The following is a 26,332-nucleotide window of genomic DNA, read 5'->3' as shown; positions in this document are numbered from 1 at the left end:
ACGATCCGGAAACCGCCCGATCAATGCCAACAGCGGCCGTACGGCCAAGGGCTGTCTCGACGTGGGATGCGAATCGGCGCGGATCACGGCAGGATGCCGGGGTTGACATCTCCCCGTCCTGAAGGATGGGGACTCCGGCGGTCGCCCGCCGGTTTTCTGCTTCACAGCCCGCTGTCCACGGAAGGACTCTGATGGAAGATCCCGGCGGTGCATCGGAGAACGGTGCGCGAGCAGGACTGGTGCTGGGCGGACGGTACCGTCTGCTGGCGCCGATCGGGACCGGTGGGATGGCGGTGGTCTGGCAGGCGCGCGACTCGGTGCTGGCCCGGTCCGTCGCCGTGAAGATGGTCAAACCAGGACAAGCTGCGGACGTCCGGTCGCGGGAACGGATCCGTCTCGAGGCTCGGGCCGCCGGGGCGCTGTCGCATCCGAACATCGCCCACGTGCACGACTACGGCGAGGTCGAGATCGCCGGGCAGGTGCTTCCCTACGTGGTGATGGAGTTGGTCACCGGCGGGACGCTACTTCAGCGCCTGTCCGCCGGGCCGGTGGTGGCGGGGTTCGCCATGCGCGTCGGGGCGGAGATCGCGGCGGCGCTGGCGGCGGCACACGGCGAGGGACTGGTGCACCGCGACATCAAGCCGGGCAACGTGATCCTGTCGCCGACCGGGGCGAAGGTGGTCGACTTCGGGATCGCCGCGGCGGCGCGGGCCGAGTGGCCGGCGCCGTCCGGGGCGGGGGACGAGGCGGATGACGGCGCCCTGGGTGAGCTGCTGGGGACGCCCGCCTATCTGGCGCCCGAGCGGCTCGTCGGCGACGCCGTGGTGCCGGCCTCGGACGTCTACGCGCTCGGTGTCGTCCTCTATCTCATGCTGTCCGGGCGGTCGCCGTGGAACAGCGAGAACACCCGGCAGATGCTGGAGGCGCATCTCTACGTGCCGCCGCTGCCGTTGCCGCCGGTGGACGGGGTGCCGGACCGGGTGGTCGACCTGTGCAACCGGTGTCTCGCGAAGGACCCGGCCGAGCGGCCCAGCGCCGAGGAGGCGGCCGCGGTCCTCTCGCAGAGCGCCGGATTGCGGCCGTTGCCGGAAGATCGTCCGGTGTTCCCGATCAACCCGGTCGGCCCGATCGATGCAGTCAACCCGGTCAGCCGAGTCAATGCCCTCGACCCGGTCAACCCGGTCAGCCCGGTCAGCCCAGTCAATGCAGTCAATGCAGTCAATGCAGTCGACCCAGTCGATGCAGTCGATGCGGTTGGTTTGGTCGACCCGGCCCACTCGCTCAAGCCGTTCAGGGCGGTGGTGGATCCGGGGGAGGGTGGCCTGGCCGGACCGCCTGCACCGGAATCGCAAGCTGAGAAGCCGGCGCCCCGCGACCGCGCTCGGGTGACCCGCTGGGCGGCCGCGGCGGTGCTGCTCATCGCCGCGGGGGCCGGGGGCTGGCTGTTTCTGCGAGAGGGCGGCGCGGACGGTGGAGCCGGAACCGTGGTCGCGGCGGAATCCGCCGATGCCGCGCAACCGTCTGCGGTGAACCCCGGCGACAGCCGTGTACCCCACACCACCGCGACCGGCACGCGGACCATCTCGACCCGGGAGGTGACGCCGGGCGCCGGGACCCCGCAACCGGCGCCGCCGGCCGGAGTCGCCCCGACGGTGACGGCCCCGCCGACGGCGCTGCCCACGGCCACGACCACCACCGCCGCTCCGACGCCGACCGTCGAGGTCACCACCACGACCACCACGGCGGCGCCGGTGCAGCGCACCCTGTCGTCGGCGGGCGGCACCGTGGTGGCCACCTGCCACCCCGGCGGGGATGCGGAGATCCTTTCCTGGAAGGCGGCCGGCTCGTACAAGGTGCAGTCCACCGATCCCGGCCCGGCGGCGGCCCCATCGGTCACCTTCAAGCACGGCAACCGGCGGGTCACGATGACGGTGAGCTGCGATTCCGGAGCCCCTGCTCTGGCGTGACCGATAGACAGCGGCAATAATCGCACTCACAGTGCAATAATCACCGCTGTCTATCTGGAGAGTCGATGGGGATTACTCGCCGAACGCTGATCGCGCTGCCCGCCGGAGCCGCGCTCGCCGCCGGAGCAGGCACACCGGCGTACGCGACCGCCAGAGCGGGCACGCCCGCGCCCGCCGCCGCCGGAACAGGTACGCCCGCACATGCCGCCGCCGGAGCGGGCGCGCCCGCGCACCCGGCCGCACCACGGCCGGTCGTCTTCATCCACGGCAGCGCCGGTTCCGCGATGCAGTTCCGGGTGCAGGCCAAACGTCTGGCCGGCAACGGCTACCCGGCGGGGATCATCGAGGCGCACGAGTACGACTCCCCGAACATCGTCGCCATCCTCGCCGACGTGTGGGCCGGGCTCGACGCCCGTATCGACCGCCTGCTCGCCGCCAGCGGCGCCGACCGGGTGGACCTGCTCGCCCACTCGCTCGGCACCTACGTCACCCAGGGCTATCTCAACAGCTCACCCGAGCGGGCCGCCCGCGTCGCGCACTACGTCAACCTGGACGGACGGCCCGCGGCGGCGCTGCCCGGCGGGGTGCCGACGCTGGCCATCTGGGGCGAGGGCGACCCCGCCCGTACCGTGGCCGGCGCCACCAACGTCTCCTTCCCGGAGCAGTCACACACCCAGACCGTGTCGTCGGCCGAGTCCTTCACGGCGATCCACCGTTTCCTGCGGGGCTGCGATCCCCGTATCACCGAGGTCCGATCCACCCGGACCGCGTACGTCTCCGGCCGCGCCGTACTGTTCCCCAGCAACGCCGGGGTCGCCGACGCCGAGCTGGAGATCTACCCGGTCCACCACGCGACCGGGCGGCGACTCCGCGGACGGCCGGTGGCGCGGATCGCGGTCGGCGCCGGGGGAGCGTTCGGCCCGGTGCCGCTCGACCCGCACGCCCGGTACGAGTTCGCCCTGCTCCGGGCCGGGCAGTCGGTGCACCACTTCTATTTCGAGCCGTTCCGCCGTACGGACACGTTCGTCCGCCTGCTCACCAGCCGGCCCGGCGAGGGCCTGGGCGCCCTGGTCGACACCAGCGACCGGCACACCGCGCTGACGTTCCAGCGGCAGAAGGAGTGGTGGGGCGGCGAGGGCGACCACCTGTGGATCAACGGGCAGGACATCCTCAACCCGGCGACCGCCCCGCACAACCGGCGGGTGATCGGCGTCTTCGCCTTCGACGACGACAGCGACGGCGTCACCGACCTGACCGCGCCGCTGCCGGAGTTCATCGCCCAGCCGTTCATCTCCGGCGTCGACCTGTTCATCCCGGCGTACACCGGGCGGGCGGGAACGGAGGCCGGGAGGGCGGGAAGGGCGCATGCGGGAAGGACCGTGGAGGTGGTCACGCAGGAGCGCGGCGCCGGGCGGACCCGGCTGAGCGTGCCTGCCTGGCCGTCCAGCGGGCATCGGGTCAGCCTGGAGTTCGGCTGAGCCGCTCCACCACCGGCACCACCTCGGGGAACGCGTCGATCGCCGCGGTCACATGACGGTCGTCGAAGTCCTCGAGGCGGCGCACCCCGCTCTGCATGCAGGCGATGAACGCCATCCCGGCGCCACCGGCCGCCACCGCGTCACCGGGCGAGTCGCCGACGTAGACACACTGCGCCGGCGACAGCCCGGTGTGCGCCAGTAACTCGTCGAAGGCGCGCGGGTCGGGTTTGCCGTACCGGGTGTTGCCCCGGTGGTAGGCGCCGGACACCCGGCTCGCGACGGCGTGGCCGGGCTCCAGCATGTGCCGGACCTCGGACTCGGCCCGGGAGGTGAGCAGCAGCACCGACCGGTCGGCCTCGATCAGCGCGTCCAGCGCCCGCAGGTTCTCCTCCGGGATGACGTCGAGGCGGCCCTCGGCCACATACCGCTCCATGGTGGTCTGGAACAGCGGGCCGAACACGTCCAGGTCGAGGCCGGGGGAGCGTTTCGGCATGGCCTCCAGCAGCGGGTCACCCCAGGTGGCCAGGTGCAGCTCGCGGGTCATCGGCGGACGGCCCATGGCCGCCAGGACCTCGTTTTCCAGTACGAACGACGCCGCCTCGGTCATGCACAGCGTGTCGTCGACGTCGATGATGACGGCCCGGATCACCGGCGGGCCGCCTCGAGCAGGGTCCGCAGTTCGTCGTGCGGGAACCTGTCCGGCCCCTGCCGGATGCTGTAGAAGTCCTTCTCCTGGTTCCAGTCCTTCTGCCGGGCCCAGTGCCGGCCCTGCCCGTCGGTGTGCCAGGTCACCGCCTGCCCGCGCAGGTCGTTGCGCTCCAGCCACTCGGCGGCGCTCGGCCAGTAGCCGGTCCAGCCCTCCGGCCGCAGCGACGCGTAGGCGGCGTCGACCGCGGCCGCGGCGGCGTCCACGTCGTCGTCCTCGAACACCGCGGCGAACCGGCACAGCAGCGCCAGCGCCGGGCCGGGCTCCGGGTCGACGGCGCGGCAGATCAGGTCGAGCTCGGACCAGCGCAGCGCGTGCGGATGCCACTGTGCCGTGTCGTCCCAGCCCAGCTCGGCGGGCTTGGTGAGGCCGGGCACGATCAGCTCCAGCGAGTGGGAGTCGAGTTCGAGGGCCACGTCGAGGATCAGGCGGCAGCCGCCACCGACGTCGAAGACCACCTCGACACCCTCGATGTCCTCGTCGTCGTCATCGAGGTCGGGGCTGCCGTCGATCTGATCTGCCAGCTCGCCGATGCGGTCCTCGTCCTCGTAGGCGAACGTGTACCGCGCCCAGAACAGCGGATCGTGCAGGGGAAGATCCATGTATGAATCATGCACGAGCGTTGACTTGAATCATGGTTGAGGTCATAGCGTCGTCAACATGTACCGCACCGATGCCGAACTGGCCGCTCAGCCCGCCGCCTACTGGACCGGTGTCGCCTACGAGGCGCTGATCGCCTTCACCCGGGCCCGGCAGGCCGAGGCCGGATTCACCCAGCCGCAGTTCTGGCTCCTGCGCAACCTGTCCGTCAACGATCTGTCCCCGGACGGGCGCGGCCGGACCGTCCCCGAGCTGCGGCAGGCGATGAGCGACTACCTACGGCCCGAGGACGATCTCGCCGCCGAAGCGGAGGTGCTGCGCGACCGCGGCCATCTCACTGTCGACGGCGACGGCCGCTGGTGGATCACGGGTGCGGGCGAGGCGGCACGCGTCGGGATGAAGAGCCACGCCCCCGCGATCCGCGCCCGGATCCACGAGGGCATCGACGACGCCGACTACGTGACCACGCTGCGGGTGCTGCAGAAAATGATCAGCAACGTGCGGTGATCAGCACGGACCAGGCCGCGAACGCGGCGGCCACCACGAAGATCAAACCCGCTGATCCGTACGCCAGTGACGATCCGAAAACGACTCCCGCCACCACCGGCACCACCGTCTCGGCGGCCGCCCCGATGCCGGTCAGCGCGCCCTGCACGGTGCCCTGCTCGTCGTCGCCCACGGTGCGGGAGATCCACGACTGGGCGGCCGCCCCGCCGACCGAGCCGAGCACCCCGACGGCCAGGATCGTGTAGAGCTGCCACGGTTCGGCGGCGAACGCCGTACCCAGAAGGGTTGTGGCACTGACGAGGCCGCCACCCACCGCGGCGCGTTTGTCGCCGAGCCGCCGGACGACGGGGCCGACGGCCCGGGCTTGGAAGAGCGCCCCGGCCAGCGCGGACGCCGCCATCACCGTGCCGACGTGCGCGGTGCTCCAGCTGAACCGGTAGGTGAGGAAGAACGCCCACACCGACTGGAAGATCATGCGGGAGACGTCCGAGCAGAGCCGTGCGTAGGCGAGCCGTCCCAGCACCGGCCGCCGCAGCACCACGGCGATCGCCCCGACCGGGTTGCTCGCCCGCAGCGTCAGCGCGGTGGTGCGGTCGCCGGGCCGTGACTCGGGCAGCACGAACCAGCCGTAGGCGACGTTCGCCAGCGACAGGGCGGCCGCCGCGAAGAACGGCAGGCGCACGTCGACCGCGCCGAGCAGCCCGCCGAGCACCGGCCCGGCCACGAAGCCGAGACCGAAGGCGGAGCCGATCAGCCCGTACGCCCGGGCCCGCTCATCCGGCGGTGTGACATCGGCGATGTACGCGTTGACAACGGTGTTCGTTCCGGCGAATGCCCCGGCCAGCGCGTGGCACAGCAGCAACGGCCACGGGCTCAGCGCGACGGCGTGGACCAGCCAGTCCGCGCCGAGACAGGCCAGCGAGACGAGCAGGACCGGGCGTCGCCCGTACCGGTCGGAGAGCCGCCCCAGCAGCGGCGACAGGACGAACTGGAGCAGCCCGTACACCGAGCCGAGCAGCCCGGACCAGAACGCGGCCGCCGTCACGTCGGCGGCGACGGCCGTCATCAGGGCGGGCAGGATCGGCACGACCAGGCCGAGGCCGAGCATGTCGAGGAAGACGGTGACGAGCAGGAAGGAGAGGGCGGGCGCCCGGCGCATTGCGGCTCCTGTGTGTCGAGAAGGGCAGGGCCCCTCCCGGCTCACCTACCGCAAGCACGGAGGATCAGAATATCGGCGACGTCAAATCATTTTCCGATCCGCGCTCATCGACCTTTTCGGTACGCCGGAGCAGCGCGATTCCGGCCGTCCTGTCCGCCGGTGTCGCCGACCACCTACGTCACCAGAGCATGGCGTCCCCCCGTGAAGCGGACCACGTCGTCCGGCGCTGAGCCGTGCAGACGGAAGACGTGCGACTCGGGTTCGGCGCCGGTGCGGTCGGCAGGCAAAGCACCGGCAATGTTCCGGCGGCCGGGGCTCTTTGGGGCCGGGGTATCGCTTCCTCCGTACCAAAGGGATCGTTGTCTCTCGATCCTCGGGGAAGGCGCTGTGATCGGCCTGAGCCGCGCTCAGGTCGCGCTCAGCCGTTCGGTGATCTCCGCGGTGGTGGTCAGGGTGACGCCGATCCCGGCCAGGTCGGCGAGGCGTTCGGCGCTGGTCTGCGACACCGCGTCGGTGGCGAGAACGGTACGGAAGTCGCGCTCGCTCGCCTCGAACAGCGTCGCCCGCGGGCAGTTCGGCAGATTGCAACCGCACACCACCAGCGTGTCCGCCCCGCGGTCGCGCAGCCACTGCTCGAGAACGGTCCGGTAGAAGGCGCCCCATCGTGGCTTGAACAGCACGATCTCGTGATCGCCGATCTCCTGCGGCCGTCCGCTCAGCAGCAGCCCGGTGTCCAGGCCCACCGGTGCGGCCGGTCCGGCGAGCAGCCCGGCGCCCGGCGTGCCCGGCGCCACGATCGTGGTCGTCCCGCGGCGGGGCAGATCGACATCGGACGAACCGGGCGGGTACAGCCGCACGATGTGCACGATCGGCCGCCCGGTTCGCCGGAACGCGGCCGCCAGCTCGTCCACCCGGGGCGCCACCTCGACCGTGCCGCCGATCGCGGCGAAGTCGGCCTGCATGTCGATGACGACGAGGGCCGAGGATCCCCAACGTGGCGCGACGTGATCGGTCACCGGTACAACCTAAACGGTGCGAACCGCTCTCGTCATCGGCGGCACCGGCCTGATCGGCCGTGCCGTCGCCCGCCACCTCCTCCGCGACGGCTGGCGGGTCACCGTCCGCCGCCGCGTCCCCAGATCTTGGACGTTCGCCCACCGCCTTCGGTGGTCGAACGTCCAAGGTCGAGCCGGGCGCGGGTGAGCGAGGCGCCCGTCAGCGAGCTCCCGGGTGCGGTGCCGGGCGCCAGAAGTCGGTGGGGAGGGACTCGACCTCGGTGGCCCGCGGGGCGCCGTCGAAGCCGGCGGCCTCCAGATGGCGCAGCACCGCGTGCACCGTCGGTGTCCACGGTGCCGCCCGCTTGTGCACCACGTCGCCGATCCGTGCCGCCCCGACGGTGTTCCCACCGCGCAGTTCCGTTTCGCTCACCGCCCCTTCATACGCGACAGCGAGCGGCGGCGACACCGAATTCACCGCTACGGGAGCAGGCCCTCGGTGTGCAGGTGGTCGAGGATCAGCCGGTCGACCGGGGAGACTCGGGGGCGGTCGTCGTGGGCCAGCCAGACGATCTCCTCGATCTCGTTGTCGGGGTGCAGGGCGCCCTCGTGGCGGGCGGTGTAGCAGGTCATCCGGACGGTGACGCCGGCCGCGTGCCCGTGCGCCTGGGCCCGGAAGGTGCCCAGGTGGCGGGCGGTGGCCGGGTCGATCGTGACGCTCAGCTCCTCCCGGATCTCGCGGACCAGGGTGTCCATGTCGGTCTCGCCGGGGTCGCGTTTGCCGCCGGGCAGGTAGTACACGTCCCTGCCGCGGGAGCGGGTGCTCAGCACCCGGCCGTCGACCAGGTGGATCCAGGCGATCTTGTCGATCTCGGTCATGGGGCGGCCGCCGTGAAGGTGGGCTGCGGGCCGTCCAGGCCGCGGACCAGGTAGTTGGTCACGGCCGCGCCGGTCTTCCGTTCGTCGTCGGGGTTGGTCGGCAGCGGCCAGCGCAACCGCTGGTAGAGGGTGGTGCGGTGCAGGTCGAAGGCCGCCTCCAGCAGGTCGGCGTAGCGGGCGGCACGGTACGGCGCCCACAGCAGGACCGCCCAGGCCGTCAGGGCCAGGCCGATCGGCAGCGCCCAGATGCTCCAGCCGGTGAACGACACGAACGCCAGCGACCAGACGGCGGCCGCGACGGCCCGGTCCAGGCCGGTACGGGCGGCGCCGATGTCCGTGCGGGCCGTCTCCGGCAGCACCAGCCACAGGTGCGGCCAGACGGCGGGGGTGTCCAGGCGGTACTTCTCGTACGGCCGGGTCTCGGCGGCCCGCAGCATGTTGCCGAGCCGGGTCGGCATCATCCACCGGGGACTGGGCAGCCGCCGCAGCCGCTGCTCGCAGCGGGCGTAGTCGGCGTGGACCTGATCGAGGTCGGTGCCGGCGGCCGGCGGGTCCTGCCGCTTGGCCTCCAGTTCGCTCAGCCGGTCGGTGAGAGCCTCGTGGCGCTTCACCTTGCGGTTGACCAGGGACCGGCGCAGCGGCTGGGGCCAGTAACCCTCCAGCAGGCGCAGGACCGGGCGGGTCAGCAGGGTGACCAGCGCGGTGGAGGCGTAGGCGCCGGCCAGCACCAGCGCCACCACGGCCAGCACGGCCAGGACGGGCAGCTCGGCGGCGTCGGCGCCGAGGGCGAGCAGCCTCTCCCAGCCGCCGTTGGTGGACAGCCAGGCCAGAGCCCCGCCGGTCCAGAAGATCAGGGCGGGACCGATTCTGGTCAGCGCCCGCTCGACCACGTGCCCGGCCACGGCCTCGCCGATCGCGTCGATCATCGGCCGGGGACCAGCCGCAGCGGGATCTGGTGCTCGGCACAGAGCGGCACCTCTTGCGAGAGCGAGCTGCGGAACCAGGTCGAATGCGGGCCGTACGGGCACTCGTACCGCTGGAGGGACGATCCGGCTCCGTCACCGGCGAGCGGCTCGTAGGGCGTCTTCTGCGGGATGCGCGGGTCGGAGAGCGCGTCGGAGACGTGGCGCTCGATCGCCGGCACGGACGAGAACAACTCGGCCAGGCGGGTGTCGACGTCCACCCCCTTGTCGTGCTCGCGCAGGAGCTGCTCGATGGCGTCGGTCAGCCGGGTGGCCTCGGCATGGTCCACCAGGAGGCCCAGCCGGGGAAGCAGCTTCCGGGCAAGATCGGTCAGTACGCTCACAGGCCCTCCCGTCGTGCGGCGGCAAGCGGAGCTCCACTGTAAACGCCGTGAGCGCGACGGCGCGCTCACGCCCGGCGGGCGCGGCACGGCCGTGCCGGCGCGCTCGGCTCGCGGTGTCCGGCGGCTCCTCCGCCCACCACGTACGAGAAAGGGGGTTTCAGGATTTGTGAATGATCCTCGGGCGGCGGGCGGAACCGGACACGGTGGCGGCACCGCCCGGGCGGCCACCCGGCGGCGGATCCCCGGCCGGTCGTCCGGCCTGGTCGGTTGCGCGTTCTCAACACCTATTTTCGTACGTGACTGATCAGTCCCGCCCTACCGCACGGCCTTTCTGCCGGGTCCGGCCCGCGGGCCGCCGCCGGGCTGAGCTGCCCACTCACCCGGTGGTCAGCTCCGTCCGGCGGCGGTGTCCATCGAGCCGCGCGCCCGGCTCGCCGGGTGCCGTGGCATCCGGGTCACCTCCCGCTCGGCGTCGGCCGGCTTCTCCCGCCGGAACGCCCCGGCCAGCTTGTCCCCGTGAATCTTGAGTGATTCCCCTTGGGGCCTTGGTTCGTCCATACCCCCATCGTCATCCCGCCCGGCCGCCCGCGACCCGGATTCGCGCAGAGTGCCTCCGGGTCCACTCGTGCGCGGCCCGCACCCCTGCCCTCGGTCACCCCGGCCCAGTGCCACGGCAGCGCTCTTGACCGGCGACTTACTGCTTTACTAGGGTACTAGCAAAGCAGTAAGGGGCTTCCGTGTTCGTCTTCCGGCTCGACACCCATTCCGGCGTGCCGCCGTACCTGCAACTCGTCCAGCAGGTCCGCCAGGCGGTGCTGCTGGGCTTTCTCCAACCCGGTGACCGTCTCCCGCTCATCCGCGAGGTGGTCGAGGACCTGGCGATCAATCCGAACACCGTCGCCAAGGCGTACCGGCAGATGGAGCAGGAGAACCTGGTCACCGGCCGGCCCGGCCAGGGCACGTTCGTCAACGAACAGCAGTCGGCCGTGATGTCGGCCTCGACGTACACGTCGCTGCGCCGCGGCCTGACGACCTGGCTGCGCCGCGCCTACGCGGCCGGCCTCGACGAGCAGGCGGTCGACGCGCTTTTTACCTCCGTCCACCAGCAGACGAGGAATGAGGAAGTGGCGTGACAGCGACCGAGTTCGCGCTGCGCACCGACGGTGTGGGTAAGCGGTACCGGAAGGGCTGGGCGCTGCGCGACTGCACCCTGGCCCTGCCGTCGGGCGGCGTGATCGCCCTGGTCGGGCCGAACGGCGCGGGCAAGACCACGCTGCTGCGCATGGTCGTCGGGTTGCTGGCGCCGAGCACCGGCACGGTGGAGGTCCTCGGCCACGACGTCACCGCCAGCACCCCGCAGACTCTGTCCCGGGTCGGGTTCCTGGCCCAGGACCACCCGCTGTACAAGCGCTTCACCGTCGCCGAGATGCTCCGCTTCGGCCGGGCCTGCAACCTGCGGTTCGACCAGGGGCTGGCCGAGCGCCGGCTGGCGAAGCTGGGCATCCCGCTCGACCGCAGGGCCGGCACGCTCTCCGGCGGGCAGCAGGCCCAGGTCGCGTTGGCCCTGGCCCTGGCGAAGCGGCCGGACCTGCTCGTCCTCGACGAGCCGGTGGCCAGTCTCGACCCGCTGGCCCGGCACGAGTTCCTCCAGGTCCTCATGGGCGCGGTCGCCGAAGGCGGGGTGACCGTCCTGTTCTCCTCCCACCTCGTGCACGAGCTGGAGCGCGTCTGCGACCACCTGATCGTGCTCAACCACGGCCGGGTCACGCTCGCCGGTGACATCGACACTCTCCTCGCCGAGCACCGGCTGCTCGTCGGCCCGCGCACGGCCACCGACCTCGACCGGGCCGGCACCGTCGTGGAGGCCGTCCACAGCGACCGGCACACGACCTTGCTGGTACGCGACGGCGCGCTCCCGGCCGCACCCGGCTGGCAGGCCCAGCCGGTCGCGCTGGAGGACCTGGTGCTGGCGTACCTGCGCCGGCCGTTCGAGCCGAGCGCCGCGGTCACGTCGGGGGTGGCGGCATGACGTGGTTGATCTGGCGCCAGCACCGGACCGAGGTCTGCGTCCTGGGTCTGCTCGTCGGCGTGTTCGGCATCGCCCTGCTCGTGCTCGGGACGCAGGCCCACGACCTGTTCCCCGGCGGTCCCGCCCGGTGTGCGGGGGAGGCCGGTGTCAACGAGGCCTGCGTGGCCTCCTTCCGCCGGCTCGACGAGGAGTACGGGTACGTCGAGAACCTCCTGGCGGGCTTCTACCTGGTCCCCGTCGTCATCGGTGCGTTCCTCGGTGCGCCACTGCTCGCGCGCGAACTGGAGGACGGCACCTGGCAGCTCGCCTGGACGCAGGCCGTGCCGCGGATGCGCTGGCTGGCCGCCAAGCTCGGGGCACTGGCCGGCGTCACCGTCACGCTCACCGCGCTGTTCACCGCGGTGCTCACCTGGTTCCGTCAGCCGTTCGACGCGTGGGAAGGGCGGTTCCAGTACGACGCCTTCGACCTGGAGGGCCTTGTCCCGGTGGCGTACGCGCTGTTCGCGTTCGGCGTCGCCACCGCCGCCGGGGCGATCCTGCGCCGCAGCCTGCCCGCGTTCGGTGTCGCGTTCGGGGCGTTCCTCGCCGCCCGGATGTCGGTGGCGCTGTTGGCCCGTCCCGCGTACGCCACGCCGCTCACCACCATGGAGCCGGTCCCTGTCGGCGGCGCGAAGGACCAGGCGGTGGCCGGCTTCGCTGACTGGATGATCGAACACGGCTACGCAGACGCCACCGGGCGCAGGCTGAGCTGGACCGAGTACTACGAGCTGGATGCCGCCGCCGACCGGGCCGGCACGCACCTCAACCAGTTCCTGCACGCGCGGGGCATCCAGCAGTTCTCGGTCTACCACCCGGCCGACCGGTTCTGGACGTTCCAGCTCATCGAGGCGGCCCTGTTCGCCGCCGTCGCGGCGGTCCTGATCGGCGTGGTGGTGTGGCGGGTCCGGCGCCGCATGATCTAGCGCCGGCCTCGGCGGTGGACCTGACGAAGGTCAGGGGTGCGTAGGTGTCGATCGGGTCCTGTGCCGGACCGCCCGGATTCCTAGCGTCTACCGGCATGTGGCTGAACAGAATCCTCGTCATCACCGCCGTCACGCTGGCCGTCCCCGCGGCACCGGCCTCGGCCGTCCCGGACCTCGACACCGGTGCGGTGGAACGGCTCGTGACCGGGTTCGCGGCCCGGTCCGGCTACCCGGGTGTGGCGGTTGCCATCACGAAGGGTGACCGGGTGCTGCACACGGCCGGCTACGGGGACGTCACCGACCGGACCCTGATGCCGATCGCCTCGCTGAGCAAGTCGTTCACCGCCCTCGCCGTCATGCGGCTGGTGGAGGCGGGGCGGCTCACCCTGGACACGCCGATCCGCGAGCACCTTCCCGGGCTTCCGGAGCGCATCACCGTACGTCATCTGTTGCATCAGACGTCCGGGATCACCGACCGCACGCTGCGGGAGAAGAGCCTGCCGCAGCCGTCGTCGCCGGCCGGGGCCGCGGAGCGGGCGAAAGCCGCGACGCCGGCGAGCGAGCCGGGTAGCGACTACTCGTACACGAACACGAACTACCACCTCCTGGCCCGCCTCGTGGAGGTCGTCACGGGGGAGCGGTTCGGCGACCACCTGACACGCAACGTGTTCACACCACTTGACATGACCGACACCATCAACATTGATCAGACGCCGCGTGACTTGCCGAATCAAGTCAAGACAGGACATGTGTACGCCGTGGGCGTGTCAATGCGCGCGGTCGAGCCGACCCGGTTCGTCGGCGGATCGGACGGCGTGATCACCACAGCACGTGACATGGGGCGGTGGCTGGCCGCCCAGCACGGGACGCGGGTGCTGTCGGCGACCGGAATGGCGGCGATGCGCACGCCGTCCGGGCCGGACCACTCGTACGCGATGGGCTGGAACACCGACGACGACGGCACGATCAAGCACGACGGCATCTGGTTCACCTACACGGCCAGTGCCCTGATCAGGCCGTCCGGGTACGGGGTCGCGGTCCTGGGAGACAGCGGGTTCAGCCTGGCCACCGGGGGCACCCCGGCCCTCGCCCGCGACCTGGCCCGGCTGCTCGAAGGCGGCGATCCGGGCACCCCCGCGCCGACCCGGCTGATCACCGACCTGGTGCTGCTCGCCCTCACCACCGGGACCGTGCTGCTCGGGATCCGCCGCCTGCGCGGTGCCGCCACCTGGCCGGACCGTCGCCTGCCCCTGCTGCGCCTGGTGCCGCGAGCACTGCCGGTGGCCCTGTTCGTGAGCCTGCCGTACATCCTGGGAGCCGGTGTCGGCGGCGGGCGGGACATCACGTTCCTCCAGGTGGTGTACGTGGTCCCGATGCTGGTGCTGTGGAGCGCGGCGGCCGCCGGCATGAACGCCGCCACGATCGTCGCCAGGGGTGCGGCCGTGTTCCGCCGGCGCCGGGTGGCCCGGGCCGAGGAGAACGTGAAAGCATGACGCGTGTGTGGCGGGATTGGCGGGGTCCAGCGCCCGCCTGGGTGATCGGCCTGCTCGCCGTGCTGCTGGTCGCCGTCGCCACCGGGTTCGGGGTGCTGCCGTGGCCGGTCGCGAGCGGTGCGCTGCTCGGGCCGGTGGTGAGTTCTGCCGTGCTTCGGGCGTACCCTCTCGTGTCCTTGATCCTGGGAGCGGCAGCGAGTGTGACCCTGCCGCTCGCCCTGACCACCGCGGTGCCGTTGTGGACCGCCGCGCTCGGCGCGGCGACCGTGGTGATCAGCGTGCTCGCCGGGCAGCGGATGCCGCACGCCCGGCCCGCGCTGGCCGTCTTCGCGGTCGCCCTGGTCGCGAGCCTCTTCGTGGAACCGGCCACCGGCGCCCTGCTACTCACCGTAACCGTGGTCCTGCCGTGGACGGCCGGCCGCTCGCTGTGCCAGCAGGCCCGGCTGGCCGCCGCCGGCATCGAACAGGCCCGCCTGCACGAGCGCAACCGCATCGCCCGCGACATGCACGACACCCTGGGACACGAATTGAGCCTGCTCGCGCTGCGCGCCGGCGCCCTTGAGCTGACCGTCGCCGAACCGTACCGTGAGGCGGCCGCCGACCTGCGGGAACGGGCGGCCACGGCGATCGCGCGGCTGGCCGGGATCGTCACCGTGCTGCGTGACGGCGAGCCGGCGCCGCTGGAACCGGACAGCATCGAGGATCTCGTCGAGCGCGCGGCCCGGGCGGGCGCGCCGGTCACCCTGGAGTGGCACGGCAGCCGCGCATTGCCGCCGATGGCCGGGACGGCCGCGCACCGGATCGTCCAGGAGGCCCTCACCAATGCGGTCAAGCACGCGCCGGGAGCGCCGGTCCGGGTGTGTCTGCGCACCGCGGACGGGGTCACCACGGTGACCGTGAGTAATCGCTGTGGGGTGCGGGGACGGAAGGCGCCCGGCGCGCGGGCCGGGCTGACCGGGCTACGGGAGCGGGCCCGGCTGGCCGGCGGCACGCTGCGGGCCGGCCCGAACGGCGACGATTTCGAGGTCGAAGCGCGGCTGCCGCACACGGAGGCGCGGTGATCCGGATTCTGCTGGCCGACGACGAGATGCTCATCCGGGCAGGGGTTCGCGCCATTCTCGACACCGATCCGGAATTGACCGTGATCGCTGAGGCGGGGGACGGGCGGGAAGCCGTGGATCTGGCGCTGGCGCATCGGCCGGATGTGGCGCTGGTCGACATCCGGATGCCCCGGCTCGACGGATTGTCCGCGGGTGCGGAGATCCTGCGGGCGGTTCCGTCGACCGGGGTGGCCGTTCTGACCACCTTCGGGGAGGACGAATACCTGAGCCGGGCGCTGTCCTTCGGGGCGCGGGGGTTCCTGCTCAAATCGGGGAATCCGCGGGAACTGCTCGCCGGGGTGCACGCGATCGCGGCGGGTGGGGCGTTCCTTTCGCCTGCCCTGACCGTACGAATGATTGATCGTCTCAATGGTCTGCATCCGGTTTCGGAAGCGCGGGCGCGGGTGGAGGAACTCACCGGACGGGAACGGGAAGTGCTCGCCCTGGTCGGGGCCGGCCTCTCGAACGCGCAGATCGCGCGGCGCCTCCACCTGGTCGAAGGCACCGTGAAAGGGCATGTGAGCGCTATTCTCACCCGGCTCGGCGTCGGCAACCGGGTGCAGGCCGCGATCATCGCCCACGAAGCCGGGATCCTGGATTGACCACTCGATCGGGGTGATTCCGGCCGGGTTCGGCAATTTCTTGCCGCGCCCGCCGGGCTGAGCTGCCCACTCACCCTCACCCCACGCCGGCGCGTCCCGGCCGCAGCGGGCGCTACGGCCGGGACCGGGCAATCGGTCGCGGAGGTGGCGGGACGGCCCTACCCGTACGGTGAAAGGCTTTATGAAGTTGTCCTCGACCATTGCTGGTTGTTGCCGGAACCGCACGTGTACTGCTGGATGTCGGCGCCGTCGGCGGTGTTCGACGAGACGACGTCCAGGCATTTTCCGCTGTGCCGGGCCTTGATCTGGTAATAGCTGCCGGTCGCGGCCCACTGCCACTGCTGGTTGGTGCCGGTTCCGCAGGTGTACTGGATGATGTTGGCCCCGTCGGCGGTGGACGACGACGCCACGTCGAGGCATTTCCCGCTGTGCTGGGCGACGATCTGGAAGTAGCCGTTCCCGGCGTCACGGAATTCGAATCTCTGGTTTCCGCCGCTGTTCCAGGTGTACTGCTTGATCTCGGCGCTGTTGGCCATCGAGGCGCTCACCACGTCCATGACCTTGCCGCTGTTGCGGTTCGTGATCCGGTAATAGGTGGCCGCGTTCCCGGTGACCGTTCCGGCGGCGGCGTCGACGGTGATCGTCGGATACCAGGAGAGCGACATCGACGTGTTCGACGGGAAGCCGATCGGCAGCCAGACGTAACGGGAATCGTTGACCGGCCCGCCCCAGGCGCCGGCCCACCGGTCGCCGAGATAGAGATAGCTGGTTCCGGAGGTGCCCTGAACAGGGAGGACATAGGCGGGCTGCGATCCGTAGGTGGTCGAATCGCCGACGTTCGTCCAACCGGACCACGGCCCGCTGATGCTGGTGGCGGTGGCGTATTTCGCCTGGTTCGGATTCCAGCCGGACGTGCCCGAGGTGATCAGGAAATAGACGCCGTTGCGTTTGAACATGGCCGGCGCCTCACGGGTCGCGTTGTCCCAGAAATTGCCGACCAGCGCGGCGATCTGGAGGTAGTCGGCGGTGAGCCGGTAGATCTGGAGGTCCCGGTTCTCGTCGGCCGCCGAGATCATGTAGGCGGTGCCGCCGTCCTCCCAGATGGTGATGTCCCGGGACATGTACTGGTTCAGTGGCCGGAAGCTGCCGTGATAGGTGTAGGCGCCGTCGACCGTCGCCGAGGACGCCACCGCGGCCCGCGCCTCGCCGTAGTCGGTGCCGTTCTCCTTGTGCATCCACATCACGTACCGTCCGGTGGACGCGTTGTAGATGACCTTCGGCCGCTCGATCTTGGAGCTGCCCAGCTCGGCCGCCGACGACGAGGTGAGCACGTTGTTGCGGAACTCCCAGGTCCGCAGATCCGAGGAGCGGTAGACCGAGACGGCCCGGAACGTGTCGTCGGCGTTGCGGTTCTCGCCGAACCAGTACCAGTACGACCCCACCTTGATCATCCCGCCGCCGTGGGCGTGCACCCCGGCGCCGCTGGTGTCGGTGAACTGGACGCCGTTCGTGATGGTGACCGGTGCTGCCTGTGCCGGCGCGGGTGGCATCAACAGCAGCGCCACCAGTGCCGCCATGACCGCGGCGAACAATCTCATCCGACTCTCCGATCGATGCGTAAGAATGTGCGTAACGTCTTCGTAAACGGTCGGAAACGGTGAGGCCATGGTGCGATCCCGCTCGGTCGGAAACGCAACCAATCGAACAACGCTGTTCTCGGTGCAGCGGCACGAGCACCTGCTCACCGAACTGCGGCGCAGCGGCGCCGTACGGGTCAGTGATCTGGCCCGTGACCTGGGCGTCAGCGAACTGACCATCCGCCGGGACATCGCCGCCCTGGCCGCCCGCAACCTGGTCCATCGGGTGCACGGCGGCGCCACGCTGCCCGCCGCGACCCGCCCGCTGCCACCGCGGGCCACCCGCCCGGCCACGTTCACGATCGGCATGGTGGTGCCGTCACTCGACTTCTACTGGCCGCCGATCGTCGCCGGCGCCCGCGCGGCCGGCGCGGCGCTCGGCGTCAACGTGCAGCTGCGCGGCTCCAGCTACGACCCGGAGGAGGACCGGCGGCAGATCGCCCGGCTCGTCGACGCCGGGCAGGTGCAGGGCCTGCTGCTCGCGCCCAGCCTGGACGGTGAGGACGCCGACCGGATGATCGGCTGGATCACCCGCCTGCCGGTCCCGACCATCCTCGTCGAACGCCAGCCGAGACGATGGACCGCCGCTCCGCGGCAGGTCGAATGGGTGCGCAGCGATCACTCTCTCGGGCTGGAGATCGCCGTCAATCACCTGTACGACCAGGGCCACCGCCGGATCGGCCTGGTCCTGTCCGGAGGCAGCCCCACGTCGGCCTACCTGCTGCGCGGCTGGCACCGGGCCTGCGCCGACCTGGGCATCCCCGACGACGCGGTGAACCCCCGCTACACCGTCGGCTCGGGCCTGACCGCGCTGATCGTGCACAGCGACCCGCAGGCCATCGCGGTCGCCCAGGCCTGCGCCGAACAGGGCATCCGGGTCCCCGACGACCTGGCCATCGTCTCGTACGACGACGAGGTGGCCCACCTCGCCTCCCCGCCACTGACAGCGATCCGCCCGTCGAAGAACCACGTGGGCCGAACCGCCGTGGAACTGATGGTCTCCCGCCTCATCGACGGCGATCGCCGCCCGGTCCAGGGCGTCCTGGTAGCCCCCGAACTGGTGGTCCGCCAGTCCTCCCTGGCCCGGCGCGTCCGAGCCTGACCCCTCACCGCCGGCGTGGGCCGACCATCGTCCGTGCGCTCGGCGTGGTACGCGGCGCCTGCCGAGCGCTCAGCGTGGGCTGCGACACCTGCCGCCGAGCGCTCAGTGCCCGGGTTCCGGCGCCGGCGGCCAGGAACACGCCGCCGAGCAGCAGCCAGCCGGGCAGCCCGAGCCCGATGGCCGTCGACGTGACGACGACCGGGGCCACGGCCCGGCCGATGGCCACACCGGCCTGGCTGACGCCCTGGTAGGCGCCGGAGTCGGCCGGGTGGGCCCATTCGAAGGCCAGTTCCCATCCGCCGGTCTCGGAGACGATCTCGCCGAGACTGTGCGCCACGACCGCCGCCACCAGCAGCGCGACGGCGAACCCGGCACCGCTGGGGTATCCGGCGGCCGCGTAGCAGAGACAGGCCGCCAGCAGCAGGACCGTACCGTGCAAGACCGCACGGCCGGCCGACGGCACGTCGCCGACCAGCCGGGTCGACCAGACCTGGAGGACCGAGACCAGGCCGGTGTTCAGCAACAACAGCAACGCGACGGTCACGTCCGGTGCGGCGGTGTGGCCGGTCACCCACAGCGGCATCCCGACGGTGAGCAACAGGAACTGCATACTCACCACGGCGTGCAGCGCGGTCGCGGTCAGATACCGGCGATCCTTCAGCGGTGACCGGACGCCCCGCGCCGGCCGGTCACCGCCGCCTTCCAGGAGAGCGGGCAGAGCCCGCAGAGGCACCAGAGCCACAAGCGTGAGTACGGCGGCCGCCAGCACCGCCGTCACATAGGCTGACCGGCTGCCCACCGCCAGCGCCACGGCGGCGAACCCGGTTCCGGCCGCGATGGACACGTTGTCCACGACCCGTAGCCGGGCCCGCACCCCGATCCGGTCCGGACCGGTGAACGTCCGGGCCAGCAGCGCGACGCGCGCGGTCCGCTGTACGTTCTCGGCGCCGACCGCCACGCAGGCGACCAGCACGAACATGCCGGCGCCCCGGGTCAGGCAATAGGCCGCGAGCGCCCCGCCCTGCGCCGTGGCCGCGACGAGCAGCACCCGCCGCGGCCCGAACCGGTCGCAGAGCCGCCCGGCCGCGAACGCCGTCACCACTCCCCAGGCCCCGGCGACGGTGAGGCCCGTCCCGACGGTCGCCGGGCTGATCCCGACCGCTGTGGTGAAGAACAGCGCGCTGACGCTGAACATCACCCCTTTGGCCGTCGAGGTGGCCACAGTGGCCCAGATGAGGACTTGTTTCACAGACACGGCAGGAGTTCACCGGTTCCGGCCGGAGGAAACGATTGATGTAGCGTTCTGCTTCATGCCGGTGCGATACCAGCTGGTCGGTCCCGACCTGGCGAGCGTCCGGTTCGCCGTCTCACCCCTCAACGAGCTGGTCCTGTCGCTGCGCAGCTGGCGCGATCCGGGCCGTTACCCGATCCACCTGCCGTGGATCCGCCGCATGCGGCAGGCCCGCGACGCTCTCGACACCGAGATGCTGCTGGCCCTCATCGACGAACGGCGGTGGACCCCGGACTTCCTGACCCCACGGCCACGCTCACCGCTGACCCGCATCGAGGACGAACTCGCCACCGTCGCGGCCACCCCGTCCGACGTCGTCGACCGGGACCTGCGGCTGCTCTACCGTGTCGGCGAGCGTCTCCCGCCACCGTTACGCGCCCCGGACGCGCTCACCCGGATCGTCGCCGCACTGGCCGGCTACTGGGATCTGTGTTTCGCCGCCCACTGGCCCCGGATGCGGGCCCTGCTGGAAGGCGACGTCACCTACCGCGGCCGGGAGATGGCCCAGCACGGTCTGGCCACGATGTTCGCGGGCCTGTCCGACCGGGTCGCCATGACCGGCGACACCGTGGAGGTACGGCTGCACTCCAACGTCCACTACACCCGCCCGACCCTGGGCGGCCTCACTCTGGTCCCGACGATGTGGACCCCCGCGGTGGCGGCCCCGATCTCCCCCGAGGAGCCGCCGACGATCATCTACCTGGCCCGGGGCAGCGGCACCCTGTGGCAACCCGAACCCCTGCCCGCCCCGGGAGCCCTGGCCGCCCTCCTCGGCGTCCACCGGGCCGGGCTGCTCGCCCGCCTCGGCACACCCGCGTCCTCCACCGAACTCGCGACCCGCCTGGGCGTCACCACCACCGCGGTGAACCAGCACCTACGCGCTCTCCGCGCCGGCGGGCTCCTGGTCAGTGCCCGTCACGGCCGTTCGGTCCTGTACCGCCGCTCCGACCTGGGCGACCGCCTCCTGGCCGGATCAGTCCATCCGGATCGCTGATCCCGCCACCAACCGGTGTGACGGCAGAAGCCGGCGCAGCTCGTCGGCGACGCGACCTCAGACCTGCGGCTTCGCGCCGTTCGGCCGGTGCGTCCAGGCTTGCGCGCAACGAACGCCGTCCACGGTCCACGCCTCACCCCTGCACCGGCGTTCGGTGCGCGCGTCGCGACGGGTAGGTCGGTTGCGGTCACCTGGCCGGTGCCCGGCGTAGCGCGGCGAAAGAATCGCGCACCTGGTGGGCCGGTTGTGGTCACATGGTCGGCGTGGCGTGGCGTGGCGTGGCGTGGCGTGGCGTGGCGTGGCGTGGCGTGGCGTGGCGTGGCGTGGCGACCGATCGCGCAGCTGGTAGGCCGGCTGCGGTCACTTGGCCGGTGGCCGGCGCAATGCAGCGACCGAATCGCGCACCTGGAGCGATGGGCTGATCATGACGCGGTGGACCGGGCGGCGCGGGTCGGCGAGCCGATCGGCGGCCAGCCGGACGGCGGCCACGCCGATCGACCCCCTGGGTGGTCGCACGGCGGTCAGGGCTGGACTGAACAGACCGGCCACCTCGTCGTCGTAGGCGATCACGGACAGGTCACCGGGCACCGAGAGGTGCCGCTCCTCGCAGCGTTCGACCAGGGCGATCGCCTCGGCGTCGGCGTGCACCAGCAGGGCGGTCGTGCCGGTTTCCAGGCAGCGGTCGATCACCCGGTCCAGGGCGGCCCGGCAGTCGGGGGACTGGGCGTCCGGGACCAGCATGTCGACCGTGCCGGTCACGTCGAGGCCGCAGTCGTCGGCCGCCTCCAGCCAGCCGCGGCGCACGTGCGGGCGGGTGGGGCTCGGCTGGGCCAGGACCACGCCCACCTTCTCGTGGCCGAGGCCGGTCAGGTGCCGGACCGCCATGCCGGCGCCCTGCGCGTGATCGGTGACGACCGACTCGAGGAAGGCGTGATGCGGCCCGGCGTGGGCGGTGCGCTCCAGCAGGACGACCGGAAGGCCGGTGCCGGCCAGCCACTCGATGGTGAGCCGGGCGGTCGGCACGTCCATCCGCGGGGCCACGATCAGCGCGTCGACACCCTGGTCGACCAGCCGGTTGAGCTGGGGGCGGTCGTCCTCCGTCTGGTACGACGACCCGCGCAGCACGATCTTCAGATCCAGCTCGCGGGCCGCCCCCTCGGCGCCGCGGGCCACATGCGGCCAGTAGTAGTCGAGTGACGGCACCAGCATGCCGACGCTGCCGCCGGACGGCCCGTCCAGCTCCGGGTCGCGCAGGTCGTCGGCGCTGGGCAGGGCGACACCACCGTGCACCCGCCGGACCAGGCCCTCCGAGGCGAGCTGGGCGATGTCGCGGCGGATCGTCACGGTGGAGGCGCCGAGCGCGTCGGTGAGGTCGGAGACGCGCAGCACGCCGTCGCGCTGCAACTGCTCCAGCAGCCGCGCCCGCCGGGCCACCTGCAACGGCCCGCGTTTGTCAGAAGTGCTCACCGCGTCTCCTTGACGGTCAGTTCGAGAGTACCGACGGGGCCGAGCGCGGTGACGTCGATGTCCAGGCGTGTCAGCCGGTCGCCCCACACGTCGGACAGCACCGGGTCGTCCAGCTCCCGCACAACGATGGTGCACGGTAGACCGGGCGATGATCCGCCGCGACGCACGTCCGGATCAACCGGCCCCGTGCCCGCATCAACCGGGTCAGCGTCCGCTCTTGCCGGCTCCGTGTGCGTATTCGCGGGGTCGGCGTCCGCCCTTGCCGGCCTCAGGTCGGTGTTCGCGGGGTCAGCTTCCGCTCTTTCCGGCCTTCGGTCGGTGTTGGCCGGGCCGGCAGCCGCGTTCGGCGGCATCGCGCCGGAATCGTCTGCCTCGACGGACGCCCAGGTGATGAGCACGCCGCCGGCCTCGGCACGGCCCTCCGACACGGTCACGTCTCCGGCCACCACCAGGTGGATCACGGTGGGATCGGCGGAGCCGGGCGCCAGCTCCCAGGAGTCCCGGATGGTGACCGTGCCGGCCGCGCGGTCCAGCCGGGCGACCCGGATCCAGGAACGGATGTCGTCGCGGGGGTAGGCGGCCGCGAGGTCCATGGTCAGCGACGCGTCGCCGGCGACCACGGCCCGCGCCGCGAACGCACGGCCCGCGGCCTGCTCCACACCCCGGATAGTGGGTGTGTTGTGCCAGGTGGATCGCATGGTCCAGATCTCGTAGCGGTGCGGCCCGAACGTCTGCGCCGTGTAGGTGGGCCGCCCCGGGTCGACCAGCACCGGCGCCCCGTCCCGGGCCACGATGAAGCTGCCGACGTCGTTGTGGTTGTGGTTCTCGTCGTTGTGGCCGCCCTTGACGGCGAGGGTGAGCCCGGCCGGGCTGCCCGCCTCGGACCGGGCGACCAGCACCTGCGTGGACGGGAACCAGACGTCGCGGGGCAGCGGCGACCCGCCGGGCCGGACCGCCGCCCAGTCGCGGTCGGTGAGCGCCAGCAGCAGATAGCCGAGGCCCGGGCCCTCGTGGGCGACCGGCTCGCCGGGGCGGCGATGCGCGGCGGCGTGCGCCTCGGCCTCCTTGTCGCCATGGAGCCGGGCCAGCCGGTGCAGGACGTGCCACGGTTGCTCGTACGACGGGCGGGCCGGACCGTCGGCATGGTTGACATACCACGGCCCGCCCAGGTGGACCCGGTGCGGGAAGGCGACGACGCCGGGTCTCGCCGTGGTGGCGCCGAGCATCTCCAGGGCTTCCAGGTAGCGGCAGGCGCCATACCACCAGTAGTGGACGCCCTCGTCGATCGCGCCGTCGGCGGGCAGCGCCGCGCCGAACCGGTCGAGGCCCTCGGTGATCAGGCCGATCAGCCGCTGCCGGCGGGCCGGGTCGTCGACCAGGGCGAGCGTGGCGATCAGGACGTTGCTGTGGATCCACGGGTTCCAGTTGTGCACGCGGCCGTCGAGGCCCAGCCAGTGCCAGTCGCGCCGCTCGGTGAACGGGGTCAGGACGCGACGGTCCACCTCGTGCCGGATCCGGGCGCGCAGGCCCGGCACGTGCCCGTCGAGGTGTCCGCCCAGCACGTGGTCGATCCACGCCAGATCGGCGGCGACCTCACCGGCGCCGAGATCGACGCACGGATCGGTCACGACCGGAAGGACCGAGCCGTGCCGTGCGTGCATGTCGTCGTGGCCCGGCCAGCACCAGGTGCTCTGCTCGCAGAACAGGACGACGCCGTCGGTGACCTCGTCCAGCCACACCGGATCGAGCGTGACGGCGGCCAGGGCGGTGGCGCGGGCCAGTCGCTCGTGCCGCGCCCAGACGGCCTGCTCGTAGGTGTCGCGGTCGCCGTCGCGATAGAACCGGGCGAAGTCGTGGGCCAGGGGAGTGGGCCATGGCGTGCCGAGGGTGGCCCGGGCGCGCTCGGTGAGCGCCTGGAGGGTGGCCGCGTCCACCGCCGTCCAGGCGTCGCGATCGTCGGCTGACGGAACGCGCATCTGACCTCCCCTGTGATCGAACGCGATCGTATCAGATCACTTCGGCGGTCCCGCCGTGACCGTCCTCGCGTTCCCGGTGGACGATGAGCGCCGCCACTTTGCGGATAAGCGCAGGTCAGGGTCATGTCCGATCACTTTTGGCGATCGGTGAGCGAAGAACTCATTGACATGCTCGTTTGTGAGCGTTTTACTTCCCGGAAACCGATCACAGGTTCCGTCCGACCGACTTCGGAGCGTGACGTGCCACCCTCGACCGCTGCCCTCGTCACCCGTTCCGACTGGACCGGGTTCGCCGACCGCCTCCTCGCCGCCGCCTCCCGGCACTCCTCGCCGCGGAACGCGCTGATCACCCTGCCCGGAGCCGAGGGCGGATACGGTCGCGCGATCGACGGCCTGGAGGGTTTCGCCCGCACCTTCCTGCTGGCCGGGTTCCGCCTGGCCGGGGAGAACGGCCGCGGGCTCGGCGACCTGGCCGAGCGCTACGCCGAGGGCCTGGCCGCCGGGACCGATCCGGCGTCGCCGCCCACCGAGCGATGGGTCCGCCTGGACGAACACGGGCAGGCCAAGGTGGAGGCGGCCTCGATCGCCCTGATCCTGGACATGACCCGCCCCTGGATCTGGGACCGGCTGGACAACGCGGTCCAGGAGCGGATCGTCGACTACCTGTCACCCGCGGTCGGCGACGACACCTATCCGCGCATCAACTGGGTCTGGTTCCGCCTGGTCGTCCAGACGTTCCTGCGGTCGGTCGGCGGGCCGCACTCGACGGCGGAGATGGAGGAGGACCTCGCCACCCACGACACGTTCCGGCGCGCGGACGGCTGGCTCTCCGACGGCTCCTCGCGGGCGTTCGACCATTACGCCGGCTGGGCGCTGCACCTCTATCCGGTGCTGTGGTCGCGGATGGCCGGCGTCGACGGCCCCCGCCCGCAGGACGTGGCCCGTCTCGACCGGTTCCTCACCGACGCGCTGGCCCTGACCGGCGGCGACGGCTCCCCGCTGCTGCAGGGCCGCAGCCTGATCTACCGGTTCGCGGCCGCCGCCCCGTTCTGGGCCGGTGTCCTGGCCGGGGTGCCGTCCCACGCGCCGGGGCGGCTGCGGCACGCCGCCGGCCGCGTCGTCGGGCACTTCACCGGCGACGGCGACCTGCTCACCCTCGGCTGGCGCCGGCCGTGGCCCCGGCTGGCCCAGTCCTACTCCGGCCCCGGCTCGCCGTACTGGGCGAGCAAAGGCCTGCTCGGCGTCGCCCTCCCGGCCGACCATCCGGTGTGGGCCGCGCCCGCGGAGCCGCTGCCGATCGACACCGGCGACGTCCTGCACGCCGTCCGCGCCCCGGGCTGGCTGATCGCCGGCACCCGCGCCGACGGCATCGTCCGCGTCGTCAACCACGGCACCGACCACGGTGAGCCGGGCGTGCCCGGCGGCGACTCACCGCTGTACGCCCGGCTCGGCTACTCGACGGCGACCGCCCCGGTGCTCGACGAGAGCGGCTGGACCGACCCGGAGGACCAGTCGGTCGTCCTGGCCGACCCGGCCGGCCGCCGGTCACACCGCACCGGGATGCGCACGCTCGGCGTACGGATCGAAGAGGGTCTGGGGGTTGCCGGGTCGGTGGCCGAGGCGCACTGGCTGGATCCGGATCCGCCCGGCCGTGACCACGGTGGCGGCCGCCCCGGCAAGCTGCGCCGGGCCGGCCGGATCACGACGTTCTCCCTGGTCCGTGGGCCGTGGGAGATCCGGCTCGTCCACGTGGACGACGCCGAGCCCGCGGCCGTGCGGCTTCGGATCGGCGGCTGGCCGGTCACCGGCGGCACCCTGATCTCCCGGCTCACCCCACTGACCGGCGACGACGCGATCGCCGGCATCAGCGAGCACCACGACGCCGGGCCGCTCGGTGATCCGGTCCGGGTGCCGTGGCTCGACCTCCCGGTCCCCGGACCGGGCACCTGGATCGCCGTCCTGGTCGAGCTCAGCGGCGAGCGGCACGAGACCTCCTGCCGCGTCGAGATCCACGGAAAACAGGTGCGGGCCGTCTGGCCCGACGCCGTCCTCACACACACCCGTATCGACATAGAGGAGTAG

The 26,332-nt window shown here is 71.9% G+C and carries 25 protein-coding genes and 1 pseudogene; 13 read left to right on the top strand and 13 right to left on the bottom strand.

All coding sequences use genetic code 11. The features are described 5' to 3' along the window. The first annotated feature begins 239 nt into the window (after positions 1 to 239). Positions 240 to 1,967 carry a serine/threonine-protein kinase gene (locus IEZ13_RS43805; RefSeq protein WP_229795763.1) on the top strand — a complete coding sequence of 576 codons (1,728 nt, stop codon included), beginning with the start codon at positions 240 to 242 and terminating at the stop codon, positions 1,965 to 1,967. A gap of 65 nt (positions 1,968 to 2,032) precedes the next feature. Continuing rightward, a complete protein-coding gene (locus IEZ13_RS43800) occupies positions 2,033 to 3,445 on the top strand; it encodes an alpha/beta hydrolase (RefSeq protein ID WP_183227468.1) in 1,413 nt (470 codons plus the stop codon). Here the strand turns inward: IEZ13_RS43800 and IEZ13_RS43795 are convergent. Together IEZ13_RS43795 and IEZ13_RS43790 are read right to left on the bottom strand one after the other, a co-directional pair. After that, positions 3,426 to 4,094, bottom strand: coding sequence for an HAD family hydrolase (locus tag IEZ13_RS43795; protein ID WP_229795762.1), 669 nt, complete (start codon positions 4,092 to 4,094; stop codon positions 3,426 to 3,428). The genes IEZ13_RS43800 and IEZ13_RS43795 overlap by 20 nt on opposite strands. Continuing rightward, positions 4,091 to 4,753, bottom strand: a complete 663-nt coding sequence (locus IEZ13_RS43790) for a hypothetical protein (RefSeq protein ID WP_183227470.1) — start codon at positions 4,751 to 4,753, stop codon at positions 4,091 to 4,093. The genes IEZ13_RS43795 and IEZ13_RS43790 overlap by 4 nt, the downstream gene beginning before the upstream one ends. A 58-nt stretch (positions 4,754 to 4,811) precedes the next feature. Here IEZ13_RS43790 and IEZ13_RS43785 point away from each other — a divergent pair, with 58 nt between their 5' ends. Then, on the top strand, positions 4,812 to 5,258 hold the full coding sequence (locus tag IEZ13_RS43785; protein ID WP_183227472.1) for a MarR family transcriptional regulator: 447 nt from the start codon (positions 4,812 to 4,814) through the stop codon (positions 5,256 to 5,258). Here IEZ13_RS43785 and IEZ13_RS43780 read toward each other — a convergent pair. Both IEZ13_RS43780 and IEZ13_RS43775 read right to left on the bottom strand, forming a co-directional pair. Beyond that, positions 5,242 to 6,417: an MFS transporter gene (locus IEZ13_RS43780; RefSeq protein WP_183227474.1), complete on the bottom strand. Its 1,176-nt coding sequence runs from the start codon at positions 6,415 to 6,417 to the stop codon at positions 5,242 to 5,244. The genes IEZ13_RS43785 and IEZ13_RS43780 overlap by 17 nt on opposite strands. 407 nt (positions 6,418 to 6,824) lie before the next feature. Beyond that, positions 6,825 to 7,433, bottom strand: a complete 609-nt coding sequence (locus IEZ13_RS43775) for a cysteine hydrolase family protein (protein WP_183227476.1) — start codon at positions 7,431 to 7,433, stop codon at positions 6,825 to 6,827. A 16-nt stretch (positions 7,434 to 7,449) separates the two neighbouring features. Between IEZ13_RS43775 and IEZ13_RS48105 the strand changes: the two genes are divergently transcribed. Further along, positions 7,450 to 7,620: an NAD-dependent epimerase/dehydratase family protein gene (locus IEZ13_RS48105; protein ID WP_183227478.1), complete on the top strand. Its 171-nt coding sequence runs from the start codon at positions 7,450 to 7,452 to the stop codon at positions 7,618 to 7,620. A 75-nt stretch (positions 7,621 to 7,695) separates the two neighbouring features. Here the strand turns inward: IEZ13_RS48105 and IEZ13_RS43765 are convergent. The 5 genes and pseudogenes from IEZ13_RS43765 to IEZ13_RS43745 all read right to left on the bottom strand — a co-directional run. Beyond that, positions 7,696 to 7,845: pseudogene (locus IEZ13_RS43765) on the bottom strand (aminoglycoside phosphotransferase family protein); the annotation flags it as partial. Between the two features lie 47 nt (positions 7,846 to 7,892). After that, positions 7,893 to 8,291: an NUDIX hydrolase gene (locus IEZ13_RS43760; RefSeq protein WP_183227480.1), complete on the bottom strand. Its 399-nt coding sequence runs from the start codon at positions 8,289 to 8,291 to the stop codon at positions 7,893 to 7,895. Next, positions 8,288 to 9,217, bottom strand: a complete 930-nt coding sequence (locus tag IEZ13_RS43755; protein WP_183227482.1) for a hypothetical protein — start codon at positions 9,215 to 9,217, stop codon at positions 8,288 to 8,290. Before IEZ13_RS43755 ends, IEZ13_RS43760 begins: the two co-directional genes overlap by 4 nt. Next, the gene (locus tag IEZ13_RS43750) at positions 9,214 to 9,597 is read right to left on the bottom strand and encodes a hypothetical protein (RefSeq protein ID WP_183227484.1); all 384 of its coding nucleotides are present in this window, start codon (positions 9,595 to 9,597) and stop codon (positions 9,214 to 9,216) included. The genes IEZ13_RS43755 and IEZ13_RS43750 overlap by 4 nt, the downstream gene beginning before the upstream one ends. Before the next feature lie 387 nt (positions 9,598 to 9,984). Continuing rightward, positions 9,985 to 10,155 (bottom strand): hypothetical protein, encoded by a 171-nt coding sequence (locus IEZ13_RS43745; RefSeq protein WP_183227486.1) that lies wholly within the window; start codon positions 10,153 to 10,155, stop codon positions 9,985 to 9,987. A gap of 179 nt (positions 10,156 to 10,334) precedes the next feature. Between IEZ13_RS43745 and IEZ13_RS43740 the strand changes: the two genes are divergently transcribed. The 6 genes from IEZ13_RS43740 to IEZ13_RS43715 all read left to right on the top strand — a co-directional run bounded on the left by IEZ13_RS43740 (position 10,335) and on the right by IEZ13_RS43715 (position 15,783). After that, positions 10,335 to 10,730: a GntR family transcriptional regulator gene (locus IEZ13_RS43740; RefSeq protein WP_183227488.1), complete on the top strand. Its 396-nt coding sequence runs from the start codon at positions 10,335 to 10,337 to the stop codon at positions 10,728 to 10,730. Continuing rightward, positions 10,727 to 11,626 (top strand): ABC transporter ATP-binding protein, encoded by a 900-nt coding sequence (locus IEZ13_RS43735; protein WP_183227490.1) that lies wholly within the window; start codon positions 10,727 to 10,729, stop codon positions 11,624 to 11,626. The genes IEZ13_RS43740 and IEZ13_RS43735 overlap by 4 nt, the downstream gene beginning before the upstream one ends. Continuing rightward, positions 11,623 to 12,588 (top strand): ABC transporter permease subunit, encoded by a 966-nt coding sequence (locus tag IEZ13_RS43730; RefSeq protein WP_183227492.1) that lies wholly within the window; start codon positions 11,623 to 11,625, stop codon positions 12,586 to 12,588. The genes IEZ13_RS43735 and IEZ13_RS43730 overlap by 4 nt, the downstream gene beginning before the upstream one ends. A gap of 95 nt (positions 12,589 to 12,683) precedes the next feature. Beyond that, the gene (locus tag IEZ13_RS43725; protein ID WP_183227494.1) at positions 12,684 to 14,081 is read left to right on the top strand and encodes a serine hydrolase domain-containing protein; all 1,398 of its coding nucleotides are present in this window, start codon (positions 12,684 to 12,686) and stop codon (positions 14,079 to 14,081) included. Beyond that, on the top strand, positions 14,078 to 15,142 hold the full coding sequence (locus tag IEZ13_RS43720) for a sensor histidine kinase (RefSeq protein WP_183227496.1): 1,065 nt from the start codon (positions 14,078 to 14,080) through the stop codon (positions 15,140 to 15,142). The genes IEZ13_RS43725 and IEZ13_RS43720 overlap by 4 nt, the downstream gene beginning before the upstream one ends. Then, positions 15,139 to 15,783, top strand: a complete 645-nt coding sequence (locus IEZ13_RS43715; RefSeq protein WP_183227497.1) for a response regulator — start codon at positions 15,139 to 15,141, stop codon at positions 15,781 to 15,783. Before IEZ13_RS43720 ends, IEZ13_RS43715 begins: the two co-directional genes overlap by 4 nt. A 179-nt stretch (positions 15,784 to 15,962) precedes the next feature. On the opposite strand, the gene IEZ13_RS43710 is transcribed toward IEZ13_RS43715, so the two are convergent. After that, a complete protein-coding gene (locus IEZ13_RS43710) occupies positions 15,963 to 17,381 on the bottom strand; it encodes an RICIN domain-containing protein (protein ID WP_203834129.1) in 1,419 nt (472 codons plus the stop codon). A gap of 121 nt (positions 17,382 to 17,502) precedes the next feature. On the opposite strand from IEZ13_RS43710, the gene IEZ13_RS43705 reads away from it, so the two are divergent. Next, positions 17,503 to 18,522 carry a substrate-binding domain-containing protein gene (locus IEZ13_RS43705; RefSeq protein WP_229795760.1) on the top strand — a complete coding sequence of 340 codons (1,020 nt, stop codon included), beginning with the start codon at positions 17,503 to 17,505 and terminating at the stop codon, positions 18,520 to 18,522. Between the two features lie 4 nt (positions 18,523 to 18,526). Here the strand turns inward: IEZ13_RS43705 and IEZ13_RS43700 are convergent, their stop codons facing one another. Continuing rightward, positions 18,527 to 19,777, bottom strand: coding sequence for an MFS transporter (locus IEZ13_RS43700; RefSeq protein ID WP_229795759.1), 1,251 nt, complete (start codon positions 19,775 to 19,777; stop codon positions 18,527 to 18,529). A gap of 55 nt (positions 19,778 to 19,832) precedes the next feature. Between IEZ13_RS43700 and IEZ13_RS43695 the strand changes: the two genes are divergently transcribed. Further along, on the top strand, positions 19,833 to 20,807 hold the full coding sequence (locus IEZ13_RS43695) for an ArsR/SmtB family transcription factor (RefSeq protein WP_183227501.1): 975 nt from the start codon (positions 19,833 to 19,835) through the stop codon (positions 20,805 to 20,807). 360 nt (positions 20,808 to 21,167) lie between these two features. On the opposite strand, the gene IEZ13_RS43690 is transcribed toward IEZ13_RS43695, so the two are convergent. Beyond that, complete coding sequence (locus IEZ13_RS43690; protein WP_183227503.1) at positions 21,168 to 22,274, bottom strand: substrate-binding domain-containing protein; 1,107 nt, start codon at positions 22,272 to 22,274, stop codon at positions 21,168 to 21,170. After that, positions 22,271 to 24,250 carry a heparinase II/III domain-containing protein gene (locus IEZ13_RS43685; RefSeq protein WP_183227505.1) on the bottom strand — a complete coding sequence of 660 codons (1,980 nt, stop codon included), beginning with the start codon at positions 24,248 to 24,250 and terminating at the stop codon, positions 22,271 to 22,273. The genes IEZ13_RS43690 and IEZ13_RS43685 overlap by 4 nt, the downstream gene beginning before the upstream one ends. Positions 24,251 to 24,490: 240 nt before the next feature. Here IEZ13_RS43685 and IEZ13_RS43680 point away from each other — a divergent pair, with 240 nt between their 5' ends. Then, a complete protein-coding gene (locus IEZ13_RS43680; protein ID WP_229795757.1) occupies positions 24,491 to 26,332 on the top strand; it encodes a DUF2264 domain-containing protein in 1,842 nt (613 codons plus the stop codon).

Origin of the sequence: Actinoplanes campanulatus, assembly GCF_014647795.1 — a bacterium.
Lineage (GTDB): Bacteria > Actinomycetota > Actinomycetes > Mycobacteriales > Micromonosporaceae > Actinoplanes > Actinoplanes campanulatus.
This window is presented reverse-complemented; position numbering and strand designations above follow the sequence as displayed.